Annotated in this window: 16 protein-coding genes; 5 read left to right on the top strand and 11 right to left on the bottom strand. The window is 43.0% G+C overall.

The window, feature by feature from the left end; all coding sequences use genetic code 11:
• Window positions 1-21 precede the first annotated feature (21 nt).
• From ACH6C1_RS01085 to ACH6C1_RS01075, 3 genes are read right to left on the bottom strand one after another with little or no spacing between them, the layout of a single operon-like run.
• The gene (locus ACH6C1_RS01085; RefSeq protein WP_095221788.1) at window positions 22-372 is read right to left on the bottom strand and encodes a DMT family transporter; all 351 of its coding nucleotides are present in this window, start codon (window positions 370-372) and stop codon (window positions 22-24) included.
• A 13-nt stretch (window positions 373-385) separates the two neighbouring features.
• Complete coding sequence (locus ACH6C1_RS01080) at window positions 386-706, bottom strand: DMT family transporter (RefSeq protein ID WP_176465659.1); 321 nt, start codon at window positions 704-706, stop codon at window positions 386-388.
• The gene (locus ACH6C1_RS01075) at window positions 702-1,241 is read right to left on the bottom strand and encodes a TetR/AcrR family transcriptional regulator (RefSeq protein ID WP_374073851.1); all 540 of its coding nucleotides are present in this window, start codon (window positions 1,239-1,241) and stop codon (window positions 702-704) included. The genes ACH6C1_RS01080 and ACH6C1_RS01075 overlap by 5 nt, the downstream gene beginning before the upstream one ends.
• A gap of 307 nt (window positions 1,242-1,548) precedes the next feature.
• On the opposite strand from ACH6C1_RS01075, the gene ACH6C1_RS01070 reads away from it, so the two are divergent.
• From ACH6C1_RS01070 to licT, 3 genes are all read left to right on the top strand, one after another.
• The gene (locus ACH6C1_RS01070; protein ID WP_095221793.1) at window positions 1,549-1,752 is read left to right on the top strand and encodes a spore coat protein; all 204 of its coding nucleotides are present in this window, start codon (window positions 1,549-1,551) and stop codon (window positions 1,750-1,752) included.
• Window positions 1,753-1,765: 13 nt separating this feature from the next.
• Complete coding sequence (locus ACH6C1_RS01065) at window positions 1,766-2,215, top strand: spore coat protein (protein ID WP_095221794.1); 450 nt, start codon at window positions 1,766-1,768, stop codon at window positions 2,213-2,215.
• A gap of 156 nt (window positions 2,216-2,371) precedes the next feature.
• Complete coding sequence (licT, locus tag ACH6C1_RS01060; protein ID WP_374073848.1) at window positions 2,372-3,217, top strand: BglG family transcription antiterminator LicT; 846 nt, start codon at window positions 2,372-2,374, stop codon at window positions 3,215-3,217.
• A 35-nt stretch (window positions 3,218-3,252) separates the two neighbouring features.
• Here licT and ACH6C1_RS01055 read toward each other — a convergent pair whose 3' ends face one another.
• The 4 genes from ACH6C1_RS01055 to ACH6C1_RS01040 form a co-directional block, all read right to left on the bottom strand.
• Window positions 3,253-4,290, bottom strand: coding sequence for a ribonucleotide-diphosphate reductase subunit beta (locus tag ACH6C1_RS01055; protein ID WP_038562910.1), 1,038 nt, complete (start codon window positions 4,288-4,290; stop codon window positions 3,253-3,255).
• Window positions 4,278-4,727, bottom strand: a complete 450-nt coding sequence (locus tag ACH6C1_RS01050; protein ID WP_095222108.1) for a flavodoxin — start codon at window positions 4,725-4,727, stop codon at window positions 4,278-4,280. The genes ACH6C1_RS01055 and ACH6C1_RS01050 overlap by 13 nt, the downstream gene beginning before the upstream one ends.
• A 310-nt stretch (window positions 4,728-5,037) precedes the next feature.
• A complete protein-coding gene (locus ACH6C1_RS01045; RefSeq protein ID WP_374073846.1) occupies window positions 5,038-6,306 on the bottom strand; it encodes a DUF5068 domain-containing protein in 1,269 nt (422 codons plus the stop codon).
• Between the two features lie 349 nt (window positions 6,307-6,655).
• Window positions 6,656-7,090: an NUDIX hydrolase gene (locus ACH6C1_RS01040; protein ID WP_374073844.1), complete on the bottom strand. Its 435-nt coding sequence runs from the start codon at window positions 7,088-7,090 to the stop codon at window positions 6,656-6,658.
• Window positions 7,091-7,206: 116 nt separating this feature from the next.
• Here ACH6C1_RS01040 and ACH6C1_RS01035 point away from each other — a divergent pair, with 116 nt between their 5' ends.
• Window positions 7,207-8,415: an MFS transporter gene (locus tag ACH6C1_RS01035; RefSeq protein ID WP_374073842.1), complete on the top strand. Its 1,209-nt coding sequence runs from the start codon at window positions 7,207-7,209 to the stop codon at window positions 8,413-8,415.
• 28 nt (window positions 8,416-8,443) lie between these two features.
• Entirely contained in the window at window positions 8,444-8,887 is a 444-nt protein-coding gene (locus tag ACH6C1_RS01030; RefSeq protein ID WP_374073840.1) for a MarR family winged helix-turn-helix transcriptional regulator, read from the top strand.
• A 64-nt stretch (window positions 8,888-8,951) separates the two neighbouring features.
• Here ACH6C1_RS01030 and kdpDN read toward each other — a convergent pair whose 3' ends face one another.
• The 4 genes from kdpDN to kdpA are packed head-to-tail and all read right to left on the bottom strand — an operon-like array spanning window position 8,952 to window position 14,377.
• Complete coding sequence (gene kdpDN, locus ACH6C1_RS01025; protein ID WP_374073838.1) at window positions 8,952-10,076, bottom strand: KdpD-like non-kinase potassium sensor; 1,125 nt, start codon at window positions 10,074-10,076, stop codon at window positions 8,952-8,954.
• Window positions 10,073-10,645: a potassium-transporting ATPase subunit KdpC gene (gene kdpC / locus ACH6C1_RS01020; RefSeq protein WP_374073836.1), complete on the bottom strand. Its 573-nt coding sequence runs from the start codon at window positions 10,643-10,645 to the stop codon at window positions 10,073-10,075. Before kdpC ends, kdpDN begins: the two co-directional genes overlap by 4 nt.
• A 13-nt stretch (window positions 10,646-10,658) precedes the next feature.
• A complete protein-coding gene (gene kdpB / locus ACH6C1_RS01015) occupies window positions 10,659-12,713 on the bottom strand; it encodes a potassium-transporting ATPase subunit KdpB (protein WP_374073834.1) in 2,055 nt (684 codons plus the stop codon).
• Window positions 12,714-12,727: 14 nt separating this feature from the next.
• Window positions 12,728-14,377 (bottom strand): potassium-transporting ATPase subunit KdpA, encoded by a 1,650-nt coding sequence (gene kdpA, locus ACH6C1_RS01010; protein WP_374073831.1) that lies wholly within the window; start codon window positions 14,375-14,377, stop codon window positions 12,728-12,730.
• Window positions 14,378-14,384: the final 7 nt, after the last annotated feature.

Genomic DNA, 14,384 nt, shown 5'->3' with positions numbered 1-14,384 from the left:
GCATTTGCAGTACCTCTTTTCTTATTGGACTGAAGCCTCTTTCTCTTTTGATTCCTTATGCTGTGTGTTCAATAACACCAAGCCGACAATCACTAATGCCAAGCCGATAAACTTCATCCAGGAAGCGGATTCTCCAAATACTGTGATACCGATCATAGCTGTAAGAGCCGTTCCAGCTCCAGACCAAGTCGCGTAAGCAGTAGACAGTGACATGGACTTCAGTGTGAAGGATAAGAATAGAAATGCACCTAGATATCCGATTACAACGATAATCGACGGAAGCAAGACAGAAAACCCATCCGATACTTTCAGCATGGATGAAGCGATTGTTTCCAATATAATTGCTGCAGCAAGAAATAGACCTGCTTTCATTTAGCATCTTCCTTTACTTGGATAAATTCATCAATACAAGACCAACTAGCAGTATGGCGATGCCTAGTGCACCTTTTTTGTTAACCTTCTCTTTGAAAAGCAATACACCGATCACAACAGTCAAAATGGTACCAACACCACTCCATGTCGCATAGACAACCCCCAGCGGTAGGGACTGCAATGTGATGGATAGAGCGTAGAAGCTGATCCCATATCCCACGACAATACCAATCACTGGCAGCAGACGTTTGAATCCATCTGAGAATTTCAGCATTGTAGAACTGAAAACTTCAAATAGGATGGAAGCAGCCAAAAATAAATAAGACATGTTAATCCTCCTTTTCTTTATCTATACGTGCCAGCAATTTGTGTAATAAATCAGCAGCAAAAGAGGATGTGCTTGTTGTGCCTGCCATCTCATTGAACCAAAGCCCATCACTAACATAACGGATTACAGCAGCTTCTTCCCAATCCAATCCATCTTGATCAAATTGCTGCTGCCATCTCGAATAGCCCTCTTTCCAGATTTCCATGATTTCCGGATGGTCACTGAAAATAGATATAAGTGCACTGCTTCGATGTGTGCCGCCTTTTTGGATATCCTCTATAGTTGCTAACGCATATGCCCTTGCATATGCACCTCTTCCATTTGGTTGTTCATTTAAATAACGGACAATTGCCTCATCAAATTCTCTGATAGCAGCTACATTCAACTCCTGAAACAATGCTTCCTTTGTGCGGTAATGGTACAGCAACCCACCCTTGCTTATTTCTGCGCGATTGGCTATTTTCTCAAGTGTGACATTGCTGATGCCCTCTTCCAGGATGAGCTCCGCTGCAGCATTCAGGATTTTATCTTGTGTTTTCATCCCATCACTCCTAACCGTCCAGACGGTACAGTAATAAAATAACATCTCAATTGGCTCTTTGCAAATCAAACAGCACAAAGAAATCGTTACGCTCTCTTTTCTTTTCTGTCTAGAACGACATGAAACCTATCAACGGCACATGTCCATTTTCTCTTTAAACAAGGCATTAATCTAGCTGAAACAGGGACATCTATTCTACCTTTCAAAAAAATAGGTTTTTCACAACCGTAATTTACCCACTACAAAATAGCCTTTCTACATAATCTACACTATACGAAAAACATAACAAAAAGGAGGTCTGCTACTAATGGATGAAAATTTCAAAAAGAAATTCACTGAGATTGCTAGAAGCAATCCTCAAGGATCCGTTATGGATCTAATGCTATCAAATGTTCTAGCTAAACATGGGGTATCCGATGATGCTTTACGGAACCTTTCTCCAGAAAGACGTCAGAAAATCAAAAAGATTACCGACGAGCTTCAGGTAGAACTAAAACGAATACTAGATTAAGGAGGTGATATAGATGAGTGAGGTTTGGCAACCAAATAGAAACCAAAAATGGAGTGCACTTGATCCAAGAACAGCAGGTAACTTTTCAGATCCAGAAGTGAATCAATCAGCTAGACAAAAATCCGATACAGAACAACTTTCAAAGGAAAGTATCTATGTTATCGATTCTGTAGATGTAGAGGTAACAACAACTGACACACAAGCAGCTCTTACAATACAAGCAGCTCTTCAGGCGGCTATCGGTGTTGTATTGCAACTCTCTATTGCTGATAGCAGCAAAGCTGATCAGATCGCTCAAGAACTCTTCCAAAGAGCTACTATCAAACAAAAGAATGTTCAGAAGACCTTTGTCAAAAACTCCCGAAATGTCAGAGTAACTACAACAGATACTGATTTAGCTGTAAATGTTCAATTGCTCCTTCAGGTTCTATTGGCTCTATTGGTGAGAATAGAAATCCTATAAAATTATAGGAGCCGGGCTTTCGTGCTCGGCTTCTTTCTATTACATAAGCAATTGATTTTGACATAATTTATTCGGATAATTCGGATTGTAATCGTTATCAATTTCCTATACTATAGACCTAGATAGTTTATCCTTTCTAAGGAATAGGTGGTCCTGATGCAGATCAAGCAAGTGTTGAATAATAACGTCATCACCGTCTTGGACGAGCAGGAACATGAGCTTGTCATCATGGGACGGGGTATTGCCTTTGGTCGTAAGGCAGGCGATACAGTGGATAAATCCAAAATAGAAAAGACTTTCAAGCTCGATGATAAGGAAATGAATAAAAGGCTGATGGAACTCTTAAGTGAGATTCCCCTTACCTTCGTCGAAGTATCCGAGGAAATCATCCGATATGCCAAGCAAAACACCAGTAAAAAAATACATGACAATATCTATGTTAGTCTGACTGATCATATCTACTATGCAGTAGAAAGGTTCCAGCAAGGTATCGATATAAAGAATGCGCTCCTTTGGGAAACAAAACGGTTTTATCCCGATGAATACCGAATAGGACAGCACGCCCTTTCGATCATTGCGGAGAAAGTCGGTATTATTCTGCCGGAGGATGAAGCAGGCTTTATCGCCTTGCATATCGTCAATGCGCAAATGAACGAAAATATGCCCGTGATGATTAACATTACAAAGTTCATCCAGGATGTCCTTCATATTGTAAAATTTCATTTTGGCATAGAATATGACGAAGAATCCCTGGCTTACTATCGATTCGTTACCCATCTTAAATTCTTCGCTCAGCGGATTTTGAACCATCGTAAACAAAAAGAAGAAGACAATAGTCTTTTTGATATGGTAAAGACAAATTACAGCAAAGCTTTTGCATGTGCGCAGAAGGTGCAGTCCTATATCCAGAAGATGTACCAGGAGCAGCTTACGAATGAAGATTTGCTTTACCTGACAATCCATATTCACCGGATTGTACAGAAAAAAGAGGAATACAGCTAGAGCCAGCCGTTACCCGGCTGGCTCTTTTGCTGTTCTTATAGATCATCGAAACCGTTCAGATCACTCGTTTTCGTGTACTGACGGGATTTTTGTTCGAAGAAGTCAGATTTTGTTCCATTGAAGTTATCCGTGTAAGCACGGATCCATTTCATCGGGTTCTTTTCGTAGCCTTCGTAAATTTCGCTTAGTCCAAGCATACGAAGCATTTTATTAGCACGATATTTTACGTAGCCTTCCATATCATCCAAGTTGATACCATCGATACCATCCAATACATAACGGCTCCATCGTGTTTCTTGCTCAACAGAATGGCGGAATTGATCATATACCCATTCAATGAACTCATCATTATTGTATTCTGGATTCTCCGCTAATGTAGCGCGGAACAACTCACTGATAAAACGACCATGATGCAGTTCATCACGGTTGATATAGGAAATCATCGTGGATGTTCCGACCATTTTCTGGTTACGCGCTAAGTTATAGAAGAAGGCAAATCCGCTGTAGAAGAATAACCCTTCCAAAAGCGTAGAGTACACCATTGCTTTAAGCACTGTCTCAATCGTTGGGTTTTGTGCGAATTCGTTGTAAACAGCAGCTATTCTTTCGTTCCGTTCGAGCAAAACTTTGTCCGTACGCCCTTCGTTAAAGGAAGCAATTTGGTTATCATAATTTGTTACAGACGCAAGTACATACGTATAGCTATGGTTATGCTCACTTTCCTGGTCAGCAATTGTCGCTAAAATCGATTTGACGCTTGGGTCTGTCGAATAAGCAGCTATTTTGGAGGCGATATCTGTTTGAGGACCATCCAATGTCGCCAGCAAACCGATAATTTTCAGGAATGCTGTACGCTCCTGATCTGATAGATTTGCAAATTGCTTCGTATCTGCCACCATATTCACTTCATTGGCAGTCCAGAACAAACCGCGGATTGTTTTGCGCAGTTCATAAAAATGCGGGTATGCAACGTTATCCCAATGCAGGATTCCGCTTGCATCTCCGTTAAATAATGCAGTAGATTTATTTGGATTCGTCGGCTCCAGAACGGTAGCCTTCATCAATTTAGACATTCCAATACTCCTCTCGTCCATTCCAATACTTCTTCTTCCTGAGATCCCCTTGGCGATTGCTCTATTTTGAGCGGGGCAAGCGGAGAATGATAGAATTTCGCCAGCTTGTCAGCTGCCATGCAAAACATATCATCACCGCCGAACTGCGTATCACCAGTGCCGAACACAAACACATTCTCCGGCTTATATCCGACATCTGCCACAAAATCCTTCACATCGAATGGGGTATCACCTGATCCCCATGTATACGTACCAATAAGCATCGCATCATAATCCGGCACATGCGGAAACGGCTCATTGCCAGTCACGCAATAAAGCGTCACGTCCTGCTGCTTATGTGTCAGCTCTTGTGCGATCAGTTCGGCAACTTCCTTTGTATTTCCGCTGACGGAAGCATATGCGATGAGCAAGGTTTTTGTTTGGAGGGATTTGGGCATCGTTGCTGAACCTCTTTCAGAAAGTCCCATCGTATCAGTCCAATCTGTCCATAATTCTATCATATTCCGGGTCGCTTCGATACAGTAAGCTATTCCCTTAGCCATAGAAAGAAAAACTATATATAGATTTTATCATTTAATATTAACATACATATAGTGCCTATCTAATATAATTTGTGAACATATTACAGGCAAATCTAGTATTGGTTCAAAAGTAGCTCTAATCGTTATCCCAAGCAAAAAAAAACCGACTGGCAGGTGCCAGTCGGTTTTCACTATAATTTCAAGCGGCTATTACTAAAAGCAGACTTTATTTAAGTTTGAATTCAGCTTTCTTTCCTTTGGAAATGTCCTCTGAGTTTTCATCATACAAAGGTCCAAGCTCGATATCGAATGCTTTATCTTTCCATATCTTGTCGTACTGCTCCTTATCAAGTACATATACCTGCAGCAATTCACCGGATTCACCCGCTGCAATGCTTTGCTGGTACTCATAAGGGGATAGCATACGTTCACTCATTTGGTACTGTGACCCATCGTTCACATAAAGATTGGATGCGATGTTATCCAACCCGATATTATCTGATCCTTTGTTATCAACATTGAATTTAACAGTCAACAGGACAACACCATTTTTAAAATTCTCAAAGCGAGGTGCTTCGTATTCATTTGGTGTAAAATCAGTGAATTGGTAGCCATCCAATGTAATGGTAGAATCACCAAGCTCCTGACTCTGCCCGATGCCTTCCTTCTCCTCGATCATTATTTTTTCACCCATGTTATCCACCGAAATTCCATCCTGATAAAAAGCTGCATTTGCTTCTGTTTGTTTTGCGCCTTCTTCACTCAAATTAACAGTGAATTGACCTTTGGTTCCAAGAGCTGTACTTAAATCATCCGGATCAGTCGTTGGTGCAGGAACTTCTATAGTAGCAGCTCCGGATTCCACTGCTGCTTTAAGTTCCGTTTCACCCATCGGATAAGCATAAGTACCGGTTATGGTTTCTCCTGCTTTAATCTCGTATTTGTTATCAGGATTTAGCTTTGTCGCTAGTTGACCTTCTTCCGGGATAATATCTTTGTAGTTATTATAATCTTTAACGGCACCTGTAAAACTCATATACATAAATGGTGTATAGTGGAGATCTTTATCTGTTTCATTCTTAACTGTAAATTGAGCAAGAATGACGCCTCCATTTGTTTCATCGTTGAAAGGAATACTGTAGTCTGTGTGGAAGTCCTTCAAACCGACCAGGGAGTAGGAATCCAAGGAGACTGTCACACCTTCCATTTCATGTGTTTGTGGCTCGGTAGCTTCAAAAAAGACAGTTGTTTCCTCTGCATCTGTAGTCGTTTTCATATAATCAATTAGTTCGGTGAAATCGGCAGAACCGGAATCAGCTTCTCCTTTATCTGCAGCCGTTTCCTCTGCTTTTACTTCTTCATCTTTTTGACCAGCTGTTTCAGATGCAGCCGGTTTTTCTTCCGTACTCGCCTCTTTTTTACTGTCACTTCCGCAACCACTAATAATAACCACAGAAAGAATTGCGCCGAAGAACAGCATTAATTTCTTATTCAATTTTTCATCCTCCATTCAAAACGTATGTTAATAAGCGTAACATGTTCTATAATCTGACAATATCGGCATTTAGTAGTAAATTTCAGCCCGTAATCCCCTCCTTTTCCAGGACTCCTTGTATATTGCAGTATAAAGGGCCCAAATCGCTCTACACAGCTTTAAATCAATGTTTTTTACGTACATCCCCCACTTCGATAAACTTCATTATCTGAAAAAAAGGAGATCGCGAACGCGATCTCCTTTGCCATCCATATTCTTTAGAAAGATAAATAAATCTCTATGAACTAGATGATCCATCAATTGGGTATCATTTCTGCCATCCACTTACAGGTTCTTCCTTTCCCTGTAATTATTCCTCGACAGGAGCAATGATGCCTTCATCTACGTAAGGCACACCGACACCAAGCAAACTCTCAATTCCACCTGGATGATAGGTCATTACTTCATCGACTTCGGCATACGACTTCCATTCAACTTCGGCTATTTTCTTCATATCCTGGATCTGAATTTCTCCACTAATATGCTCCGCTTTAAACGTCACAAAGGTAGCATGTTCATTGATAGCTTGGAGTTTGGCCTCGTTTACAGCAAGGATTGTCGTTACTTCTACTTCCAAACCTGTTTCTTCTTTCGCTTCCCGTACTGCAGCATCAGCTAGAGATTCACCTGGTTCAACCAAGCCGCCTGGCAGTGTCCAGCTGCCGTTCTTTTTGTTATGTACCATAAGGACTTGCTGTGTTTCTTCATTGTGAATCAATGCGTAGGCTACTCGCACTTCTTTCATTTTCATACCCCCCCTCTTTATCTCCAGTATATACCATTTAGGTATTTTACCGTTGACAACAAACAAAGAAACTCATATAGTTTAGTTTAGTTAACTTAATTTATGAGGTGCTTACGATGAAGGCTTTATTTAAAAACAAACAATTCAGCTGTCTTCTTACTTCTGAACTCTTCACGGTTTTGAGTTTCTCCATGTATATGATTACTGTGTCCTGGTATGTTGTTGATGTACTGCATCATCCTCAGTACCTCGGCCTTGTAATGGCGGCCGCTTCAATACCGCGTATGATCACGATGATAATTGGCGGTGTGCTTGCCGACCGCGTTCAGAAATCAAAAATTTTATTCAGTACTCAATTGCTAAAGGGAGTTTTACTAGGTATCCTGCTTTGGAGTGTAATAAATGATTCCTTAACATTAGCTCTACTCCTGATTGTGTCCTTTTTCATCGGCTGTTTGGATGGTTTTTTCTTCCCTGCTCTCTCGTCTTTAATCCCGAGCACTGTTTCCCAGAAAGAACTGCAGCCGGCCAATACACTTATTCATAGTTCCCAAGAACTGCTTTATTTAATTGGTCCAGTTGCTGCTGGCGCTATATTGCATTATTACAATTTCAGTGCTACCTTTGCTGTCAGTATTGCAGCTACTGTAATGGGTGCATGTTTTGTCTATCCGTCCTTTATTAAGGATACAAAGCCGGATAAAAACAAAGAGAAAACTTCGTTTATTACAGAATTTAAAGAAGGTTATCATTACCTGCGATCCTCTTCTATCTATGTATCTGCAATCAGCATCATAATCATTGTGAATTTCTTTGTTTTTGGCCCAATGTTTCTCAGCTTGCCTATCCTGGCTGAAGAACTCGGCGGCAGTGCTTTGGATCTTAGCTTTTTAGAGGCTGGTTTCTCTGTCGGCTCTCTTGCAGCGACCATCTTCCTGCTTATCTTCACACTAAAAAAGAATCGCGGAAGACAGATTCTTTTATTCCTGATTGCCAGTGTTTTAGCTCTTGGCGTCTTCAGTCAAATCCCAAGCTTATATTGGCTGATTCCAGTTGCAGCAATGATTGGATTTTTCGGTTTTATCACATACATTCCGACTGATGTCATCATTCAGGAGAAAACGGATCCTGCCATGATGGGAAGGGTCATGAGTATCGTGTTCTTGGCTTCCACAGCTTTCGATCCTATATCTCAAACCCTGTTCAGTTCTTTAATGAGCGTTGGTTTCTCTGCACGTATTTTGCTGGCCGCTTTCGCAGGTACTGGATTACTAATGGCAGCCCTGGTATTTGCAAAAGCTAAAAAATGGCGTAATATGCAATAAAGAAGCTGTTTTGGAAGGAACGATGCACATGAGCCGTTCATATAAGGAAATCATCCGAAGAATGAATGAAGCGTATGAGGAGTTTGGCATTCTTATCTCCCAAGAAACAAAGAAACTTGATGAGCTGGATTTAACTGTTCAGCAGGAATATATGCTGTCTTATATCCAAAGGAATAAACAAACTACAGCCAACGATATTGCAGCAGATTTCGGCATCTCCAAAAGTGCTGTCAGCCAAGTACTGTCCAAACTGGAGAAAAGAGAGATGATTACGAAGCAAGCCAATCCTACTAACAAGCGTGAGTACTTTTTAGCTCTTGGTAATAACGGCAGAGAGTATATGGATAGTCTCAAGCAATTGGATGAAATACTCATCGATAAATACTATTCCAAAATCGACCTTGAGGAATTGCATCAGATGACAGAAACCATGGTGCGTATCAATAACGTCATACGAGAACAGAAGAAATAGAGGTGACACCAATCGGTGACACCTCCTTTTTATCATAAGCAATGCTCCGCTATGCTTATGATAACTAACGAACAGACTCCTGATCAGCAACAATATGAATATCAATGTTGCATGTCTGCCGCATGATTGTATTTACAATAGATCCCTTCCATATTTCCTCCCAGCGGGTTCGGGCAGACTGCCCCAATAGGATTTGGGTGATGAAATGTTTCTTCGCTTCCGAGACTATCGCATTTGCTGCACGCTTATTGGATGTATGCAGGAGAAAATGTGCATCGAATGTTGAACAAAGCTGCCTGATGTAATCAATCTTCTCTTTTTCAGCCATCCCATCACGCGTTACGTGAAGAATGAAAAGTTCCGCATTCAAACGATTTGCCATTCGATATCCACGTCGTATAAGCCTCTCAGCAGTATCGACATGCTGTACACAAATAAGTATCTTTTCGTGGACCCCCAAAGGTCCGCGATAATCCGTTCCATTTTGTCGTTCCAGCTTTTCGTCCACCTCATCCGCAATTTCCCGAAGTGCAAGTTCACGCAGTGCAGCGAGATTGGTCAGCTGAAAATAATTCTGCAAGCTTTTTTGAATACGATGCGAGGGGTAGATTTTCCCTTCCCGCAATCTCTTCTGCAAGGTTTCAGGAGTAGCATCAATGAGCTGGATTTCGTCTGCCTGCTGCACGAATAAGTCCGGTACACGTTCATTGACTCGAACTCCGGTAATCGTCTGCACAATATCATGTACACTTTCCAAATGCTGAATATTGACGGCAGCGTGCACATCAATGCCTGCATCCAGTAATTCCATAATATCTTGGTAACGTTTCGCATGTTTCGAACCTGGAATATTCGTATGCGCCAACTCATCGACTAAAACCACTTTTGGCGCACGCTGCAATATTCCATCTACATTAAGCTCAAGAAATGGACGGTCCTTATACTGAATATCGAGCAATGGAACATGTTCGAGATCGCCTAGCTGCGCGTAGGTTTCCGGCCTTCCATGTGTTTCAATCACACCGATAACAACATCTATATCTTCCTTTTTCATCTGCAGTGCATCCGTCAGCATCTTATAGGTTTTACCGACACCGGGAGCAGCGCCGATATATAGCTTCAGACGCCCTCTCCCTTGTGCCGATGCAGCTGCCAAAAACGCAGCAGCTTTTTCATTTGTTTCCATCATTTCATTGCCTGCAAATCCATATTCAACTGCAGTACATTTACAGCGGGTGCACCGAGCAGCTCTTCTGCTTGTGATGTGCGGTGCTGGTCAATCAACTTGTATAGCTCCTCTTCATGAATACCGCTCGCTTCAGCTATTCTCGGCACCTGAAATTCTGCTGCTTCCACCGAGATATGCGGATCAAGCCCAGAACCGGAATTCGTCACTAAATCCAGCGGTACAGGCCCGCCGTCTGGATTAGCCGTTTGCTGATCCTTTATCGCTTCTTCTGTCCGCAAAATCAAATCCGGATTTGATGGTGCGTAGTTTGGTGTTCCAGATCCCGAAGCATCATTATCTATACTCGACACCCTTCCCTGGAATAGTGCAGGGTCAGTAAACGTTTGTCCAATCAGCTCCGAACCAATCACTGTGCCGTTCTCATCTTTTACCAAGCTGCCATCAGCATGATAAGGAAAGAATAGCTGTCCGATTCCCGTCACAGCCAAAGGATAAAGTACACTGCACAAAACCAGGCATACTAATGCAAGCCGCAGTACAGGAACGATATTGGATACATGTTTATTCATATTCATTTGCCTCCTATAGAAACAGACTTAACAGCATATCAATAGCTTTTATTCCTATAAACGGGACGACAACACCGCCAAGTCCGTATACGAACATATTTTTTCTCAGCAGCTTATCCGCAGAAACAGGCTTATACGCCACACCTTTTACCGCCAGCGGTACTAGCGCAGGGATGATCAAACCATTGAATAAAAGTGCAGATAGAATTGCTGTTGTCGGTGACTCCAGCTGCATGATATTCAAGACATTCATCTCCGGTATGCCGAGCATGAACAGAGCCGGAATGATTGCAAAGTACTTAGCTACATCATTGGCAATACTGAAAGTAGTAAGTGCCCCTCTCGTCATCAGCAGCTGTTTTCCGATAGCAACAACCTCAATTATTTTTGTCGGATCAGAATCCAGATCGATCATATTCGCCGCTTCCTTCGCAGCTGTCGTTCCGCTATTCATCGCAAGCCCGACATCAGCTTGAGCTAGTGCAGGTGCGTCATTCGTACCATCTCCGGTCATTGCAACAAGTTTACCTTGTGCCTGCTCTCGTTTGATTACCTCGATCTTATCCTCCGGTGTGCTTTCTGCGATAAAATCATCGACTCCAGCTTCTTTCGCAATGGTCGCTGCGGTAAGCGGATTGTCTCCGGTACACATAATTGTCTTTATTCCCATCTTCCGCAGCTCATCGAAGCGTTCCCTCATTCCCGGTTTGACGGTATCCTTTAGATAAATCAATCCGAGAAGCTCCGTATCCACCGCCACCGCTAAAGGGGTTCCTCCCATTTTCGCGATATGATCAGATTTTTCCTGTAAACCCACCGGAACCTTACCGCCACGTTTCAGCACCCAATCTTTGACTGCCCCTACCGCACCTTTTCGATAGCTGCCGCCGTCAGCCAAGTCCATGCCGCTCATTCTTGTTTGTGCTTGGAAAGGCACGAATACTGCTTCTTCCCATTTCTTTTGATCCATAGCTATACCCTGTTCTTCGGCCAAACTGAGCACTGATCGGCCTTCCGGTGTTTCATCTTTCCAGGATGTGATGACTGCAGCTTGCATCAAAGCATTTCTTGATACAGATTCTACAGGTATGAAATCAGCTGCCATGCGATTTCCGAAAGTTATCGTACCGGTCTTATCCAAAATGATTGTATCAATATCACCTGCTGCTTCCACAGCTCGGCCAGACATCGCCAAAACATTGAATCGTGTCACCCTGTCCATACCCGCAATTCCTATTGCACTCAGTAAACCGCCAATCGTAGTCGGAATGAGGCAGACAAGCAGCGCAACAAGCATGCCTGTATCAATCGAGAAGCCAATATAGTTTGTAAAAAAAGGCAATGTGATGACGACGAGCATGAAAATAATCGTTAAGCTAATCAACACCGTGTTTAAAGCAATTTCATTAGGTGTCTTCTTACGGTCTGCTCCTTCTACTAGCGCAATCATCCGATCCAGGAAGCTTTCTCCTGGCTGACTGGTGATTTCAATCGTAAGCTCATCACTGACGACAGTTGTGCCGCCTGTGACGGAGCTGAAATCTCCTCCCGCTTCTTTTAGAACCGGAGCTGACTCCCCGGTAATTGCCGATTCATCAACACTTGCCATACCAGCAATAATCGTGCCGTCTCCAGGGATGACCTCTCCTTCCTTAACGAGTACGACATCGCCCTTTCGAAGATCAGCCGATGAGATGATTTCCTCTTTTCCTCGGAGGATACGCCTGGCAGCCGTATCCTGTTTTGTTTGTTTCAGCGTATTCGCTTGCGCCTTCCCTCTTCCTTCGGCCACCGCCTCCGCTATATTCGCGAACAGCACTGTCATCAGCAGAATCACTGAAACGCTCCAGTAAAAACCGCTGCCCATTGTCTGGGAATGGGCGCCAGGAAAAAACGCGAGTAATAACGTAACTAGAAATCCAAGTTCAACAATGAAAAGGATAGGATTCCGAACCATATAAGCCGGATGCAGCTTCACTACAGCATCCACACAAGCTTCCTTCAAGATTTTCTTTGAAACTAAACGATTGGAGGGAATCTCTTCTTTCCCTGCAGTATGTGCTAGCATAACAAGTCACTCTCCTATAAAGTTACGTATTCTGCAATCGGACCAAGAACCAGTACAGGCAGGAAGGTCAATGCACCTACTAAGAAAAAGGTGGCGACTAATAAACTTGCAAATAAAGGACTGCCGATCCGCAAACTGCCCTTGCTCTCTTGAACAGCAGTTTTCCTCGCCAGTGATGCTGCGACAGCAATCAGCGTGATGATGGAAATATAGCGTCCCAGGAACATTATGATGCCTGTAAGGACATTCCAGAATGTAGTTGCATCCCCCAGTCCTTCAAATCCTGAACCATTATTAGCAGCTGATGATGCAATCTCGTACAGTACTTGCGTCAAACCATGATACCCGGGGTTTGATATTGCTCCGTTACCTGCTGGAAAATACATTGCAATCGCTGTACCAACAAGGATAAGTATCGGCTGGACCAGCAGCGTGATCGCCAGCAGCTTCATTTCAGCTCCCTCAAGCTTTTTACCAAGGAAGGCAGGTGTACGCCCTACCATCAGGCCAGCAATGAAGACGGCAATCATCACATAAAGAATGACATTCATGAAGCCAGTACCTACACCGCCAAAAACTGTATTCAAAAGCATATTTCCGAGCGCAAGCATCCCTGTGAGAGGGCTGAGTGTATCATGCATCGTGTTGACTGCACCGGTTTCTGCAGCGGTTGTGACAATGGCATAAAATACACTTCCGATAACCCCAAAGCGGGTTTCCTTCCCTTCCATCATCGCTCCTTGAAGCATTGGACTACCTTCCATCTCGAAAGCGATGCCTGCCGCAAGCATGACAAGGAATACAGTTGCCATTGCACCGAAAAGCATTACTCCTTGTTTCGGCTTTCCTGCCAGCTTTCCGTATGTAAAAGGCAAGGAAGCAGGCAGCAAAAGCATTAGCCAGCATTGCAGCACGTTCGTATACGCATTTGGATTCTCAAATGGATGAGCAGAGTTTACCCCGAAGAATCCACCGCCATTATTCCCGAGCTCCTTAATGGATAGGAATGCACCGATCGGTCCGCGCAGAATGGTTTGTTCCGCACCTGTCATCGTAGTCGCATGCACAGCTCCTGAAAATGTCTGCGGCATTCCGAGTGCAATGAATACAATTGCTGTGATAAAGGAAATCGGCAAAAGTACGCGTACCAACGCTCTGACGAAATCCTCGAAGAAATTCCCGATTGGCTTACTGCCAAGCAATCGGATGAACCCAATTGCTACCGCAAGCGCTGTAGCAGGGGCTGCGAACATCATGAACAAGATGGATGTGACCTGTGAAAATAGCGATAGACCTGATTCTCCGCTATAATGCTGCAAGTTTGTGTTTGTGATAAAACTTACTGCAGTATTAAAAGCTAAAGCTGGATCCATTCCTGAAATATCGAGCGGATTCAGCGGTAAAACGCCCTGAAGGCGGAACACTGTATAGACAAACAGCAGCAATACCATATTTAGCAAGAGCATAGATAGCACGTATTGCTTCCACGTCTGCTTGTGGTTTTTTATGCCTGAAATGCGGAATAAGATGTTTTCCAGCGGCAGGAAAAACCGGTCAATCCTTGATTCTGAGAATGCAGCAGCCAAATATAAGCCCATAGGCTTTAAAGAGAACCCAATTAAAACGAGTACAATGGCCAAGACTATTACCGAAACGATCATCATGTGAACC

The sequence above is a fragment of the Terribacillus sp. JSM ZJ617 genome (assembly GCF_044383785.1).
Lineage (GTDB): Bacteria > Bacillota > Bacilli > Bacillales > Amphibacillaceae > Terribacillus.
Note: the sequence above shows the minus strand (reverse complement) of the source record. Positions and strands in the feature narration are given on the sequence as shown.

What these genes read in the sequence shown, in the direction of transcription:
- ACH6C1_RS01085 (WP_095221788.1), bottom strand. Translation starts at nt 372, where the DNA reads ATGAAAGCAGGTCTATTTCTTGCTGCAGCAATTATATTGGAAACAATC.
- ACH6C1_RS01075 (WP_374073851.1), bottom strand. Translation starts at nt 1,241, where the DNA reads ATGAAAACACAAGATAAAATCCTGAATGCTGCAGCGGAGCTCATCCTG.
- ACH6C1_RS01070 (WP_095221793.1), top strand. Translation starts at nt 1,549, where the DNA reads ATGGATGAAAATTTCAAAAAGAAATTCACTGAGATTGCTAGAAGCAAT.
- ACH6C1_RS01065 (WP_095221794.1), top strand. Translation starts at nt 1,766, where the DNA reads ATGAGTGAGGTTTGGCAACCAAATAGAAACCAAAAATGGAGTGCACTT.
- licT (WP_374073848.1), top strand. Translation starts at nt 2,372, where the DNA reads ATGCAGATCAAGCAAGTGTTGAATAATAACGTCATCACCGTCTTGGAC.
- ACH6C1_RS01055 (WP_038562910.1), bottom strand. Translation starts at nt 4,290, where the DNA reads ATGTCTAAATTGATGAAGGCTACCGTTCTGGAGCCGACGAATCCAAAT.
- ACH6C1_RS01050 (WP_095222108.1), bottom strand. Translation starts at nt 4,727, where the DNA reads ATGCCCAAATCCCTCCAAACAAAAACCTTGCTCATCGCATATGCTTCC.
- ACH6C1_RS01040 (WP_374073844.1), bottom strand. Translation starts at nt 7,090, where the DNA reads ATGAAAGAAGTGCGAGTAGCCTACGCATTGATTCACAATGAAGAAACA.
- ACH6C1_RS01035 (WP_374073842.1), top strand. Translation starts at nt 7,207, where the DNA reads ATGAAGGCTTTATTTAAAAACAAACAATTCAGCTGTCTTCTTACTTCT.
- ACH6C1_RS01030 (WP_374073840.1), top strand. Translation starts at nt 8,444, where the DNA reads ATGAGCCGTTCATATAAGGAAATCATCCGAAGAATGAATGAAGCGTAT.
- kdpDN (WP_374073838.1), bottom strand. Translation starts at nt 10,076, where the DNA reads ATGATGGAAACAAATGAAAAAGCTGCTGCGTTTTTGGCAGCTGCATCG.
- kdpC (WP_374073836.1), bottom strand. Translation starts at nt 10,645, where the DNA reads ATGAATAAACATGTATCCAATATCGTTCCTGTACTGCGGCTTGCATTA.
- kdpB (WP_374073834.1), bottom strand. Translation starts at nt 12,713, where the DNA reads ATGCTAGCACATACTGCAGGGAAAGAAGAGATTCCCTCCAATCGTTTA.
- kdpA (WP_374073831.1), bottom strand. Translation starts at nt 14,377, where the DNA reads ATGATGATCGTTTCGGTAATAGTCTTGGCCATTGTACTCGTTTTAATT.